Source organism: Streptomyces sp. AgN23 (assembly GCF_001598115.1).
GTDB classification, from domain to species: domain Bacteria; phylum Actinomycetota; class Actinomycetes; order Streptomycetales; family Streptomycetaceae; genus Streptomyces; species Streptomyces antimycoticus.
Genome location: NZ_CP007153.1, coordinates 2,252,109 through 2,264,306, shown reverse-complemented (window position 1 = coordinate 2,264,306; position 12,198 = coordinate 2,252,109). Strand labels below are relative to the sequence as shown.

The 12,198-nt window shown below is 69.6% G+C and carries 12 protein-coding genes and 1 pseudogene; 8 read left to right on the top strand and 5 right to left on the bottom strand.

Features of this window, described 5'->3' with window-relative positions; all coding sequences use genetic code 11:
- Nucleotides 1–9 precede the first annotated feature (9 nt).
- A complete protein-coding gene (locus tag AS97_RS09760; protein WP_059147492.1) occupies nt 10–387 on the bottom strand; it encodes a BlaI/MecI/CopY family transcriptional regulator in 378 nt (125 codons plus the stop codon).
- Between the two features lie 143 nt (nt 388–530).
- On the opposite strand from AS97_RS09760, the gene AS97_RS09755 reads away from it, so the two are divergent.
- From AS97_RS09755 to AS97_RS09735, 5 genes are all read left to right on the top strand, one after another.
- On the top strand, nt 531–1,184 hold the full coding sequence (locus AS97_RS09755) for a DedA family protein (protein ID WP_247204302.1): 654 nt from the start codon (nt 531–533) through the stop codon (nt 1,182–1,184).
- Entirely contained in the window at nt 1,181–2,398 is a 1,218-nt protein-coding gene (locus AS97_RS09750; protein ID WP_210564715.1) for a glycosyltransferase family 4 protein, read from the top strand. The genes AS97_RS09755 and AS97_RS09750 overlap by 4 nt, the downstream gene beginning before the upstream one ends.
- Nucleotides 2,399–2,486: 88 nt before the next feature.
- On the top strand, nt 2,487–3,323 hold the full coding sequence (locus tag AS97_RS09745; RefSeq protein ID WP_059147495.1) for an undecaprenyl-diphosphate phosphatase: 837 nt from the start codon (nt 2,487–2,489) through the stop codon (nt 3,321–3,323).
- A gap of 46 nt (nt 3,324–3,369) precedes the next feature.
- Entirely contained in the window at nt 3,370–4,032 is a 663-nt protein-coding gene (locus AS97_RS09740; RefSeq protein ID WP_086710041.1) for a response regulator transcription factor, read from the top strand.
- Entirely contained in the window at nt 4,029–5,420 is a 1,392-nt protein-coding gene (locus AS97_RS09735; RefSeq protein ID WP_125757208.1) for an ATP-binding protein, read from the top strand. Before AS97_RS09740 ends, AS97_RS09735 begins: the two co-directional genes overlap by 4 nt.
- Here AS97_RS09735 and AS97_RS09730 read toward each other — a convergent pair.
- Nucleotides 5,401–6,297: a hypothetical protein gene (locus tag AS97_RS09730; RefSeq protein ID WP_236670095.1), complete on the bottom strand. Its 897-nt coding sequence runs from the start codon at nt 6,295–6,297 to the stop codon at nt 5,401–5,403. The genes AS97_RS09735 and AS97_RS09730 overlap by 20 nt on opposite strands.
- A 136-nt stretch (nt 6,298–6,433) precedes the next feature.
- Nucleotides 6,434–7,273, bottom strand: a complete 840-nt coding sequence (locus AS97_RS09725) for a hypothetical protein (RefSeq protein ID WP_210564714.1) — start codon at nt 7,271–7,273, stop codon at nt 6,434–6,436.
- 545 nt (nt 7,274–7,818) lie between these two features.
- Between AS97_RS09725 and AS97_RS48925 the strand changes: the two are divergent.
- Nucleotides 7,819–8,139, top strand: a pseudogene (locus tag AS97_RS48925) (integrase); the annotation flags it as partial.
- A 14-nt stretch (nt 8,140–8,153) separates the two neighbouring features.
- On the opposite strand, the gene AS97_RS09720 reads toward AS97_RS48925, so the two are convergent.
- Nucleotides 8,154–8,786, bottom strand: coding sequence for a TetR/AcrR family transcriptional regulator (locus AS97_RS09720; RefSeq protein ID WP_210564713.1), 633 nt, complete (start codon nt 8,784–8,786; stop codon nt 8,154–8,156).
- Between the two features lie 148 nt (nt 8,787–8,934).
- Between AS97_RS09720 and AS97_RS09715 the strand changes: the two genes are divergently transcribed.
- Nucleotides 8,935–9,669 (top strand): SDR family NAD(P)-dependent oxidoreductase, encoded by a 735-nt coding sequence (locus AS97_RS09715; protein ID WP_086710036.1) that lies wholly within the window; start codon nt 8,935–8,937, stop codon nt 9,667–9,669.
- 662 nt (nt 9,670–10,331) lie between these two features.
- On the opposite strand, the gene AS97_RS09710 is transcribed toward AS97_RS09715, so the two are convergent.
- Nucleotides 10,332–11,282 carry an NADP-dependent oxidoreductase gene (locus AS97_RS09710; RefSeq protein ID WP_210564712.1) on the bottom strand — a complete coding sequence of 317 codons (951 nt, stop codon included), beginning with the start codon at nt 11,280–11,282 and terminating at the stop codon, nt 10,332–10,334.
- A gap of 84 nt (nt 11,283–11,366) precedes the next feature.
- Between AS97_RS09710 and AS97_RS09705 the strand changes: the two genes are divergently transcribed.
- Nucleotides 11,367–11,939, top strand: coding sequence for a TetR/AcrR family transcriptional regulator (locus AS97_RS09705; RefSeq protein WP_059147503.1), 573 nt, complete (start codon nt 11,367–11,369; stop codon nt 11,937–11,939).
- Nucleotides 11,940–12,198: the final 259 nt, after the last annotated feature.

Here is a 12,198-nt window from a genome sequence, read left to right as displayed (position 1 = left end):
TTCCTCTTCCTACTGGTCGGGGTCGAGCAGTTGGCGCAGCAGGTCCGCGTCGGTGGTGGACAGTTCGTCGGCGAAGCGGGCGAGGACGTCCTGGCGGTCGGACCGCTCTTCCAGGACCGAGCGCATGCGGCGGGCGGCGAAGCCGGGATCGTCGGTGACGGGGGCGTAGGCGTAGGCCCGGCCGCGCGGGGTGCGGGTGAGCAGCTGCTTGGTGTGCATGCGGGTGAGGATCGTCACCACGCTGTTGTAGGCCAGTTCGCCGCCGAGGCGTTCGGTGACCTCGCGGGGGGTCAGCGCGCCGTCGGCCCGCTGCAGCAGTTCGAGGATCTCGGCCTCGCGTGCACCGTTGGGCCGCTTGGGTCCGTGTCCTGGCGTGCGGATGCCCATGCGGTTGGCCTCCCTTCCCTCATCACCTACACTCGTGTAGGACTCCTACACCAGTGTAAAAGCTGCTGTCTCCCAAGTGTGCCATGCGCTCATACCCGGTCAGAACTTTGCCCTGGGCGCGCACGGCCGGAAAGGACCCTGCGGTGCCTTTGGCCCTCAATCCGCTGGATGCCGCCCCGCTGCTGACCGCGTTTGGCACGGCGGGCCTCTTCCTGGTGCTGTTCGCCGAGACCGGGCTGCTGATCGGTTTCTTCCTGCCCGGTGACTCCCTGTTGTTCACCGCCGGCCTGCTGTGTACGGCCTCGGGCGGTGGCGTCCACCTGTGGCTGCCCGGTGTGCTGCTCGCTGCCGCGGCCGGGGCGCTGCTCGGCGCCCAGACCGGCTACCTGATCGGCCGCCGCGCCGGGCGGGCCTTGCTGGCCCGTACCCGCAGCCGACACCTGATCGACGGTGTGAGGCGTGCGGAGGTGCTGTTCGCCCGCTATGGCCATGGCAGGGCGATCGTGCTCGCCCGGTTCATCCCGGTCCTGCGGACCGTGCTCAACCCGCTCGCCGGGATGGCCGGCGTGCCCGCCCGCACCTTCGCGCTGTGGCAGGTGGCCGGAGGCGCGGTATGGACGGTGGGCCTGGTGCTCGGCGGTTACGCCCTGGGCACGAGCGTCCCGAACGTCGACCGCTACCTGCTCCCCGTGGTCGCGGTGATCGTCGCCGGCTCCCTGCTCCCGCCGGCCCTGGGAGCCCTCAGGTCCCGCCGGAGCCGCATCACCGCAGAGCCCACCGCGGGGAGCGCCAAGTGAAGATCACCTTGCTGATCCACAACGTGTACGCGATCGGCGGCACGATCCGCACCACGCTCAATCTCGCCGCCGCGCTCGCCGACCGGCACGAGGTGACGATCGTGTCGATGCTCCGCCACCGCACCCGCCCTCGGTTCGTCATCGATCCACGGGTGACGGTGGTGCCCCTGGTCGACATACGCGCGGACGCCGCCGACGCGGCCGACCCGCTGCTGCACCAGCCGGCCGAGGTCTTCCCCACCGCCGAGAAGCGGTACCGGCAGTACAGCCGCCTCACCGACCAGCGGGCGCGGGAGTACCTGCTCAGCTGCGACGCAAACGTGATCATCGGCACCCGGCCGGGCATCAACGTGTACCTGGCCCGCTTCGCCCCGCCCCGGGCGCTGCGCATCGCCCAGGAACACCTCACCCACGACATGCACACCAAGAAGTTGCGCGCCCAGCTCACCCGAAACTACCGCGACCTGGATGCCGTGGTCACCACGACCGACGCCGACGCGGCCGTCTACCGGGCGAGGATGCGGCTGCCGGGCGTGCGGATCCTGGCCGTCCCCAACGGTGTGCCCGACCCGGGCCTGCCGCCCGCCGACGGCAGCGCCCCCGTCATCGCCGCGGCCGGGCGCCTGGTGCGCGCCAAGCGCTTCGACCTGCTCATCGAGGCATTCACCGACGTCGCCGCCAAGCACCCCGACTGGTCGCTGCGCGTCTATGGCGCGGGTGCCGACAAGGACCGGCTCCAGCGACTGATCGAGGAGCAGGGTCTTGGAGGCCGGGCGGCACTGATGGGCGCGGTGTCCCCGATCGAGGCCGAGTTCGCCAAGGCGTCGATCGTCGCCTCCGCCTCCGACGCGGAGTCCTTCGGCATGACGCTGGTCGAGGCGATGCGCTGTGGCATACCGGTGGTCGCGACCGACTGCCCGCTCGGCCCCGCCGAGATCATCAACGACGGCGTCGACGGCCGCCTGGTCCCCATGGGCGACCGACAGGCACTGGCCGCCGCGCTGGGCGACCTGGTCGCCGACGAGTCCGGCCGCCGCCGCATGGGCGAGGCCGCCCGTGCCGCGGCCCGCCGCTTCGACCCGGCCCATGTCGCGCACGCCTACGAGGAACTGTTCGGCGACCTCGCCGCCACGCGTTCCGCCCGCGCCTGGCAGCGCCGAGGGGCCCGCTGGCGCAACCGTGCGGGCCGGGCCCTGCGCCGCCTGCGCCGCTGACCCCTCCCCCCACTCCCCACGGCCGTACCGCGCCGCGCCCTTCCCCCGGGAACACGGCCCGCTCCATCCACCACAGAAACGGATCCAGATGAGTGCCATCAGCATCGGCCAGGCGGCCATCCTCGGCATCGTCGAAGGCATCACGGAGTTCCTCCCCGTCTCCTCCACCGGCCATCTGAAGATCACCGAAGGGCTGATGGGCATCCCGGTCGACGACACCTCCGTGGTCGGTTTCACCGCCGTCATCCAGGTCGGCGCGATCGCCGCGGTGCTGGTGTACTTCTTCAACGACATCGTGCGGATCGTCTCCGCCTGGGGCCGCGGACTCGCCCACCGCGAACAGCGGTACCACCACGACTACAAGTTCGCCTGGTGGGTCATCTGCGCCACCATCCCCATCGTGATCGTGGGCCTGGCCGCGAAACCGCTCATCGAGGGCCCGCTCGCATCCCTGTGGGTGGTCGCCGGCTCCCTCGTCCTCGGGTCCGGTGCGATGTGGGTGGCCGACCAGATGGGCCGCCACAAGCGCGGCGAGGACGACACGGGCTTCAAGGACGCCATGCTGGTGGGCTGTTCGCAGATCCTCGCGTTGCTCTTCCCCGGCTTCTCCCGCTCCGGCGCCACCATGTCCACCGCGCTCATCCTCGACCTGGACCGGGTGGCCGCCACCCGACTGTCCTTCTTCCTCGGCATCCCGGCGCTGACCGGCGCGGGCCTGTACGAGCTGAAGGACGCGGTCGGCGCCGGGGTCGGCACCGCCTCCCTCGTGGTGGGCACCGCCGTCTCGTTCGTGGTTGCCTACGCCTCGATCGCCTGGCTGCTGAAGTTCGTCGCCAAGCACTCCTTCAACGCCTTCGTCGTCTACCGCATCGCCATCGGCCTGCTGCTCCTCGGCCTGCTGGGTACCGGAGCGCTCACCGCATGACCGCGACGAGTACGGACTCCCATGGCCGAAAGACCGATGGAGGAGCATGCGCCGCAAGATTTTGATCGTCGAGGATGATCACGCCCTGCGTGATGTGCTCCGTCGCGGTCTGTACGACGAGGACTTCGATCCCGTCCCGGCCACCGATGGCGCCACCGCCCTGCGCCTGGTCAGCGCCGACATCGCCGCGGTCGTCCTGGACATTGGCCTGCCCGACGCGGACGGACGGGACGTATGCCAGGCGATGCGCGCGGGCGGGTTCCACGCCCCGGTCGTCTTCCTGACCGCACGGCGCCACCTCACCGACCGGCTGTCCGGCTTCTCGGCCGGGGGTGACGACTACCTGCCGAAGCCGTTCCACCTCGCCGAGCTCGCCGCCCGGCTGCGGGCGGTGCTCAAGCGGGCCGCGCCCCCGCCGACCGCCTCGGCCGGTGCTCTGGTCCTGGACGCGGTCCGGCACAGTGCGACGGTGCACGGTACCCGGGTCGTGCTGTCCCCGACGGAGTTCCGGCTGCTGGCCACGCTCGTCGCCGCGGACGGGGACCTGGTGCGCCGCCGTGATCTGGTCAGGGCGGGCTGGCCCGAAGGCGGACAGGTCAGTGACAACACCCTGGACCAGTATCTGACCAGGCTGCGCCGCAAACTGCGCGAGACCAGCAGCGGCCTGACCATCGCCACCGCGCGGGGGATCGGGCACCGCCTGTCATGAGATCGGTCCGGCACCGACCGGTGCTTCGCGCTCTGGCTCCCCGTACCCTGCGCGGACGGCTCTCGCTCGTCGCGCTGACCACCGCCGCGCTGCTGATCACGGCGTTGACCGTCGTGTTCAACACCGTGGTGGAACGGCACCTGCGGCACCAGGCGGACGACGAGCTGCGAGCCCGGGCGACCGCCGTCGCCGCGACCGTCGACACCAGCGGCCCACGGGTGCGCGTTCTGGAGACCGCCAACGATCAGCTGCTGGACACGAACGTGTGGATCTACGCGGGGAAGCGCCTGCGGGAGAAGCCGCCCGCCACCGCAGAGAGCAGCCCTCTCACCCGGACCGCTGGCCGGCTCGCCGCGCGGGGTGCGCCCGACTGCGCGACCGTCCACGCCGGGGGCCAGCGGTCCGTCCGCCTGTGCGCCCGGCCCGTGTCCGGTGGCAATGCCACAGCCACCGTCGTCACGGCCCTCGACCTCGCCCCGTACCAGAGTTCGGCCGACACCCTGCTCAGGGGATCGCTGACCCTGGACGCGGTGATGCTGGCCTGCGCCTACGTGCTCACACGCCTCGCGGTCGGCCGGGCCCTGCGCCCGGTGCGGACGATGACCGACCAGGCCACCCAGCGGAGTGCCGTGGCCTCCGACCAACGCTTCAGCACCGGGGGAGGCCCGGCCGAACTGGCCCGTCTGGGCACCTCGCTGGACGCGCTGCTGGACCGCATACGTGCCGTACTCCGTCATGAGCAGCAACTGACGGGGGAGCTGTCCCACGAGCTGCGCACGCCGCTCACCCGGATCATCGCCGAACTCGACTGGTGGGGATCCCGGCCCCGCTCGGCCGCCGAGACCCGAGCCACTCACGAGGTGATCGACGAGGCCGCCCAGTCCATGCGAACCATCTGCGACACACTCCTGCGCGACGCTCGCGACAACGCGGCCGACACCTCAACGGCCCCCGGCACGGCCGATGTCGTACCTGTTCTGGGCCGCTTGGCCCAGTGCCTGGACACACCGGCGCAGGTGAAAACCGTGGTGGGGGCCGAGGACGGGCGACTCGAGGCGGGAGTGGCACCCGCCTTTCTCGAACGCATCGTCAGCCCGCTGCTCGCCAACGCCGTCCGCTACGCCCGCTCCACCGTCACCGTGTCCGTGCGACGCATCCCCGGCGCCGTGGTCATCGACATCACCGACGACGGACCGGGCGTACCGGAGGCGTTCGTCGGCGAGCTCTTCCAGCCTGGGCGGCGCGCCGACCCCGACGACGGTCACCGCGGAGCGGGCCTCGGACTGCCGCTTGCGCGCCGTCTGGCCCGCTCCGCGGGCGGCGAGGTGTTCCACGACGCCGGGCACGCGCCCGGGGCGCGGTTCACCGTCACTCTGCCCGCTGGGTGACCGGCTCCCGCTCCGCGTTCCGCGGGTCCGGGACCCGGTGCTCCCGCACGTGGGCGTGGGCCATCAGCCCGATCAGGACGGCCAGCAGGACAGCCGACGAGCCCGCCGTGCCCAGGTCGAGGCCACCCTTGGCGACCGGCTTGGTGAGGAAGTCGCCCGCGGTGGCGCCGAGCGGCCGGGTGAGGACGAAGGCGATCCAGAACAGCAGCACGTTCGGCACCGCGGGGACCTTCATCAGCGCGACGAGGACGGCCAGCAACCCGATGACCAGGAGCGCGCCACCCGCGTAGCCCAGGCCGGAGCTGTCGGACAGGAAGTCTCCCATCGATGTGCCGAGCGTGTTGGAGACGAGGATGGCCGACCAGAACAGGGCCTCACCCCGGAAGGTGACGATGTCGCGGATCTGGAACGTCATCCCGCTCACCTTCCACGACAGGAAGATCACCAGCAGGATCGAGATCAGGATCGCTGCGCCGGCCGGGTATCCCAGGCCGAGGCCCTGCGGGCCCCAGCCGAGTGACGTGGCGCCGCCGGAGAGGTACTCGGCGCTGGCGTCCCGGTTCATGAAGTCGGACATGGTGGTGCCGGCCATGCTGGTCGAAAGGATCACGGTCCAGTAGAAGAACGGGTTGTAGCGGCTGGACCTGAGCTGGACGACGAGGGTCACCACGAAGATCAGGAACAGCGCGATCGTGGTGAGGAAGTAGCCGAGCTTCAGAGTCTGGGCGAAGAGGTCTCCGGCCGTCTCACCCAGCGTCGTCGCGGCGATCTTCATGATCCAGAAGGCCAGGGTGACCTCGGGCAGTTTCTTCATCACCGACGTGCTCGTGCTCGCGACGTCGAGGTCGGTGAGGACTTTTGGCTTCCCCAATGTCACTTGCTCCAGTCTGTTCGGAGTACGGCGCCCGCACCGACGGGGCCGAGCGCCCTGCGAGATGGACCGACCGCGGACGGCGGCGGTGTGATGACTGTGCGTCCCGCAGCCTGAACGCGTCCTGAACGCACGCTGGGGCTCAGACACTCCGCCGGGCGGCTCGTTCCGGTTCGGTGACGTCCTTGCGCGTCACCGACAGGTACACGACCAGGCCGAGAATGACCGCCAAGAACAGAACACTGGTCACGACCGTGCCCAGGCCGAGCCCGCCGTCACCGGTCGGCTGGGAAAGGTAATCGCCGACGGAGGCGCCGAGCGGGCGGGTGAGGATGTAGGCGATCCAAAAGCTCCACACCGCGTCGAGGCCGAGGCTGAAGTGTGCGACGGCGACCGCGGCGATGGCCAGGGCGAACAGCACGGCGGACAGCCAGTACCCGAGGTTCATCCGCTCGGAGACCAGGTCGCCGGCCGCGGTTCCCAGCGCGAAGGTGAACAGCACCGCAAGCCAGTAGAAGGATTCACGGCTGGTGGAGTCGACGCTGTGGATGGACAGTGTCCGCTCCCGCCGGTACCAGAGGACGAACACGACCGCCAGGACGATCGCGAACACCGTCGTGCTCGTCTCCAGCGGCACGCCCAGGTTGTCGGTGAGATTGTCGCTGATCAGAGTGCCGACGACGCTGATCAGAGCGACGACCGGCCAGTACACGCCCGCGCGATAGGAGTGGGTCCGGAACTGCACCACCAGCACTACGGCCAGCAGCGCGCTCATCAGTGCCGACACCCCGGTCAGGCCAAGTCCGGCCTTCTCGTTCAGCAGGTCGGCCGCGGTCTCACCGACCGTCGTGCACAGCACCTTGATGACCCAGAAGTACACGGTGACTTCGGGCACCTTGTTCCGGCGCAGTCGGTGGCGCGATCGAGAGGCAGGTCCGTCGGCCGCCGGGGTCACGGAGGTTTCAGATGTCTCGGAGGTCATGAAACCTGAACCTGCCACCGGATACCTGAACGCATCCTGATTACCGCGACGCCGGCCTCGGGAACGTTGCCGACAGCCACGCCCTCCGTCCGATGCGGTCATCCGGCCGGGTGGCTTGCCTGAGCGCCCCGGTCACACTCGGCTACGGCTTTTCCCCGGCAGGCAGCATCGGCGGTCACTTTCACTGCCGGATTGCCGCGCCACTGGGCGTGGGCTGGTACGTGTTCGCCCTTCACGAGGAACGAGTCAGCGCCTATACGGGCGTGGCCGTCGATGACGACGCCGTAGTGCACGAAGGCGCTGGTGCCAATCGTGCGGCCCTTGCAGACGGCGATGCGCCCAGATGTGAAGACTGTGGGTGCCGGAAAGTATGTCCACGCTGGTCAGGTGGCATGTCGGTACTCGTGGATGGTTCCGCGGAGTCGGTCGCGTCGGCGTACGTCCAGTGGGACGATCCGGTCCGGATCGTTGGTCGGCGTGGGCCGTGATCCCAGAGGTGGGCCCTGGCCGAGGGCGCGGTGCGGGCGATGGTTGTTGTCATGAGTCTCGAACTCGCTCAGCGCGTTGATGAGATGGCGCTGATTCCACCCGACCGGTGCTTGGGTCGCCCAACTCGCCCGCAACCTGCTCATGGATCTCGAGGAGAGGGCTGGGTGCTTCCGGTTCCTCGTCCGGGACCGGACGGCAAGTTCACCGCCGCGTCCGACGCCGTCTTCGCGGGCAACGGCACAGCCGTCATCCCGACTCCGCCGCAGAGCCCGCGGTCCAACGCGTTCGCCGAACCATGGATACGCACAGCCCGCACAGAATGCACCGATCGCCTCCTCATCACCGGCGAACGACATTTCACTCCTTCCGCACCCTGAGGCGTCCGCACCTGTTACGGCGTGCCGGCGAGCCTGCCCATCACGACGTACATCTGCTGCGCGGTCAGCGGGGCGACAGCAAGCGGCCCTTGCGCGGTTTCTGTGCTCAGTCCGTCAAGCAGGAAGGCGACTTGGCGGCGCCAGGCGTCGGGCGCGGTGTCCGCGACTGCGCGAGCGAGCAGGGCGTTGGTGCAGAAGAAGAGCAGGAGGTCCTCGCTGGTGAAGTCCGGGCGGATGGCGTCGGCCGCCTGGGCTCGCTCGATGATCCGTGTGGCGGCGTCCTGCGCTTGGGCGCAGATGGCCATCAGGCACTCGGCAGCCGGATAGCGTCCGCTGACGACGTCGGCGACCGCGGGATCGGTGGCCTGCAGTTCACAGACCTTCTCGACGTAATACGCGAACCCCTCCCGGGCCTCCTCGAAGGACAGGGCGCGCTCGGCGGTTTCGGCGAGACGGTCCGCGGCCAGGCCGGTCACCACTTCGTCGATGAGCGCCTCGCGGGTGCCGAAGAGGTTGTAGAGGGTGCCGTGACTGACACCGGCCCGGCGGGCGATTTCTTTCAGGGGCACCTTGAGGCCGCGCTCCTGGAAGAGCTCGGCGGCGGCTGCCCGCAGTTTCTCCGCGTTCCGTTGCGCGTCGGCCCGCATCGGGTCGTTCCTCCTGGTTTTGGCATTGCGGCCTCCATGGTCGCATTCCCTGGCACATCAACTTGACCCCTGGGTCACGTTGAATGCTACCTTCGACAGGAAAGTTGACCCGTGGGTCAAGAACGCTGCTATGGCAAGGAGTAGTCCCATGCCCAAAGTGATCGCCGTTTTCGGTGCCGGTACTGGTCTGGGTGTGTCCGTGGCCCGCCGCTTCGGGCGCGAAGGTTTCCGGGTCGCCCTGGTTGCCCGCCGCAAGGACCGGCTGGACGCCCTCGTCGAGGTGCTCGTTGGCGAAGGCATCGAGGCGGTCGCCTTCTCCGCCGATCTTTCCAGGCCCGCTGAGGTGCCCGCTCTCATCGAGACGATCCGTGGCCGTTTCGGCCGGATCGACGTGGTCGCGTACGGGCCGATCAGCGGCGACCAGGGCTTCACCCCGGCCGCCAAGCTGGACGCGGCCACTCTGGAGGGCCTGACCCCGCTGCTGCTGTTCACCCCGGTCGAGGTGGTCCAAGCTGTGCTGCCGGAGTGGAGCGAGCGCGGCGAGGGTGCCTTCCTGCTGGCTCAGGGCTACTCAGCGGCGCAGCCGATGCCCCACCTCAGCGGCCTGGGCCCGGTCATGTCCGCCACCCGTAACTACCTGTACTCCCTCAACGCCGAGCTGGCTGACACGGGTATCTACGTCGGCGCCCTGACCATCGCGTCCCTGATCGCCCGCAGCGAGGTGTCCGCCGCGGCCCAGGCCGCCTTCGAGTCGGCCGACGGTCCGCAGTTCCCGGTCGTCGACCCTGACGACCTCGCAGAGCACTACTGGAACATGTACACCAAGCGCGACCGCGTCGAGCAGTTCCACCCCGAGTCGCTGACTCCGCAGGCCACGGCGTAGCGCCTGCGACGCTGAGCAGGACGCCCAGGGTCAGGTGCCCGCCCGGGGTGGTGGCGAATGCCTCGTGCGGGGTCTGGGAGCCGATGCCTCGGTCGCGGCGCGTAGTTCGGCACTGACGTCAACGAGGTCCCCGGAGCGAGCGGCCGTAGCGGTCCGGCGAGGGGCCATCCGGGGGCGCCGCAGCTACTTTGCGCCGTGGGTCGGATAGGAGACCGGGCCAGTCAGCCCGCCGCTGCCGCTCACACACGTTGCCCGGGACGCTTCAGCGCCTCGGACAACATCGTCTTCACCCGGGCTCCGGGTCAGGTCCTCCGGCTCCCAGTCCTGCCGCACCCGTACTCCCTCGCCAACCAGTTGGATCACCACAGCGTGGCGACCTGGCACCAGCCAGAACATCAGAAGATCGGGACCGTTGCCAGATGGCTACGGGGCGCTACATGTCCGTTCGCCGTAGCAATACGAGAACTGGGCCGAGATCCCCGCGAGTTCGCGGAAACTGAAGCTTCTTCAGCGGGAACCCGAGGGTCCAGGGACGCCATTCTCGGGGATTGACCCGTGGGTTCGCGGCGAACACGCGGGAGCGGCTTCGAGGCCGGCCTGGAAAAGAGGCCTGACCCCGCTCCTCGTCGAGGTGGTCTCGCTTTGTCAGGCCGGCAGGGCGATCACAGGACGAGCATGAGCTTGCCGCCGGGTCGGCGGGACTGGCTGAGTTCGGCCGCTTCCTGGATCTGGTCGAGCGTGTAGGTGCGGGCGACCGGTACGACCAAGATGCCTTCGCCGGCGAGCCGGGCGAACTCGTCCATCTGCTCATAGCGGATCTCGGTGGTGGTCCGGACGCCCAGCTCGGCCGCGGCGGCGAAGTCCGAGACGGTGAGGACACGGTCGGGATCCCCGGTCAGCTCGATCAGGGTCGGTAGCGAGCCGCCGGCCGGGCTTGGCTGGTCGGCGTGGTCGATCCGGCCCCCGGTCGGCGCCGCGTCGAGGGCACGATCGATGTGGCCTCCGGACAGTGCCCTGACACGTTCGGCCATGCCCTCGCCGTAGGCGGCCACCTGGGCGCCGATCTCATCCAGAGCTGCTGCCCGGGTCTGCCCGGCGGTGGCGATCACCCGAATACCCCGGTGCAGCGCGAAGCGCACCGCCGCCTCACCCACGGTGGTACCCGCGCCGTGGACGAGCAGCAGCTCACCGGGCTGGACGCCGAGGTCGTCGAGCGCGCGCCACGCCGTCTCGGCCGCCATCGGCAACGCGGCGGCCTGCTCGACGGTGACGCCTTCGGGGATACGTGCCCAGGCCGGCATCAGTGCGTACTCGGCAGCACCGGCCGTCGGACCGTCGAAGGTGGCCGGGCCGAACACGAGGTCGCCGATCCGGACGCCGGTGACGCCCTCACCGAGCGCGTCGACCGTACCCGCGACCTCCAAGCCGAGCCCGCGCGGCAGCGGCGGCAGATGGTCGGCGAGGAGACCGTCGACGACGTGCCAGTCGGCCGGTGTCAGGCCGCACGCCCGCACGGCGATCCGGATCTGACCGGGTCCCGGCTCCGGCTGCGGGACGTCGCGGAGCACGATCACGTCCGGGGATCCGAACCGGTCGAACTGAAGAGCCTTCATGACGATCTCCCAAGTTATGACAGCATCTGTTGTCATCAACGTTAACATCGTGACAACAGATGCTGTTGTCGTACCCTGGTGGGTATGCCGAGATGGGAATCTGACGCACAAGGCCGGCTCGAGCGCGCGGCGCTCGAGCTGTTCGAGGCACAGGGGTTCGAGCGCACCTCGGTCGCGCAGATCGCGGGCGCCGCCGGCCTGAAGGAGCGCTCCTTCTACCGTTACTTCCCCGACAAGCGGGAAGTCCTCTTCGCCGGTAACGAACTCGAGGCCCACCTCGTCGCCCAGGTTGAGGCGACCGACCCGGGCCTCACGCCGATCGAGGCGCTGCTGACCGCGCTGAGAACCGCCGAGGAGATCTTTCGCCCGCGCGAGTTCCTGCTGCGCCGCGTCAGAGTGATCGCCGCCAATCCGGCACTGGCTGAGCGCGATCTGATCAAACTCGCCGACATCGCCGACGCGCTGGCGCTGGCGCTCGAGCGCCGCGGCGTCGAGCCCGGCAAGGCACGCTTCATCGTCGACGTGGTGCTGGCGATCCACCGGCGCGCCACGTCCCGCTGGCTGACCTCCCCGGACGCCTCCCTCTCCCAGCTCATCGCCCAGGCCTCCGACGAGTTGCGCGAGGCGGTCACGCTGCCGGCTCCGACGGCCCGCTGAGGCGCCCCACGACTCCGGAAGCTGTCCACAACGGACACGAAGGTGTCCCGTCCCTGGTCGACCGACAGGGGCTGACCGAAATGGCCCCTTTGGGGCTCACCTCGGCGATACCCCGGCTTCGATCTCGGCCGGAGAAGCTGCCGAGCGGAGTCCGCGTAGCGGATGGCGGTCTTCTCGTCGATGCCGAAGACGAGCGCGAGGTGGAGTGGGTCGGCGCCGTGGGTCAGGGCCTCTTCGAGCTGTCGGTCGACGCGGAGCC

Bases quoted from the DNA above. Each gene is read 5' to 3' on its own strand.
- AS97_RS09735 (WP_125757208.1), top strand. From the start codon at position 4,029: ATGAGATCGGTCCGGCACCGACCGGTGCTTCGCGCTCTGGCTCCCCGT.
- AS97_RS09705 (WP_059147503.1), top strand. From the start codon at position 11,367: ATGCCGAGATGGGAATCTGACGCACAAGGCCGGCTCGAGCGCGCGGCG.
- AS97_RS09725 (WP_210564714.1), bottom strand. From the start codon at position 7,273: ATGACCTCCGAGACATCTGAAACCTCCGTGACCCCGGCGGCCGACGGA.
- AS97_RS09720 (WP_210564713.1), bottom strand. From the start codon at position 8,786: ATGCGGGCCGACGCGCAACGGAACGCGGAGAAACTGCGGGCAGCCGCC.
- AS97_RS09715 (WP_086710036.1), top strand. From the start codon at position 8,935: ATGCCCAAAGTGATCGCCGTTTTCGGTGCCGGTACTGGTCTGGGTGTG.
- AS97_RS09745 (WP_059147495.1), top strand. From the start codon at position 2,487: ATGAGTGCCATCAGCATCGGCCAGGCGGCCATCCTCGGCATCGTCGAA.
- AS97_RS09760 (WP_059147492.1), bottom strand. From the start codon at position 387: ATGGGCATCCGCACGCCAGGACACGGACCCAAGCGGCCCAACGGTGCA.
- AS97_RS09740 (WP_086710041.1), top strand. From the start codon at position 3,370: ATGCGCCGCAAGATTTTGATCGTCGAGGATGATCACGCCCTGCGTGAT.
- AS97_RS09710 (WP_210564712.1), bottom strand. From the start codon at position 11,282: ATGAAGGCTCTTCAGTTCGACCGGTTCGGATCCCCGGACGTGATCGTG.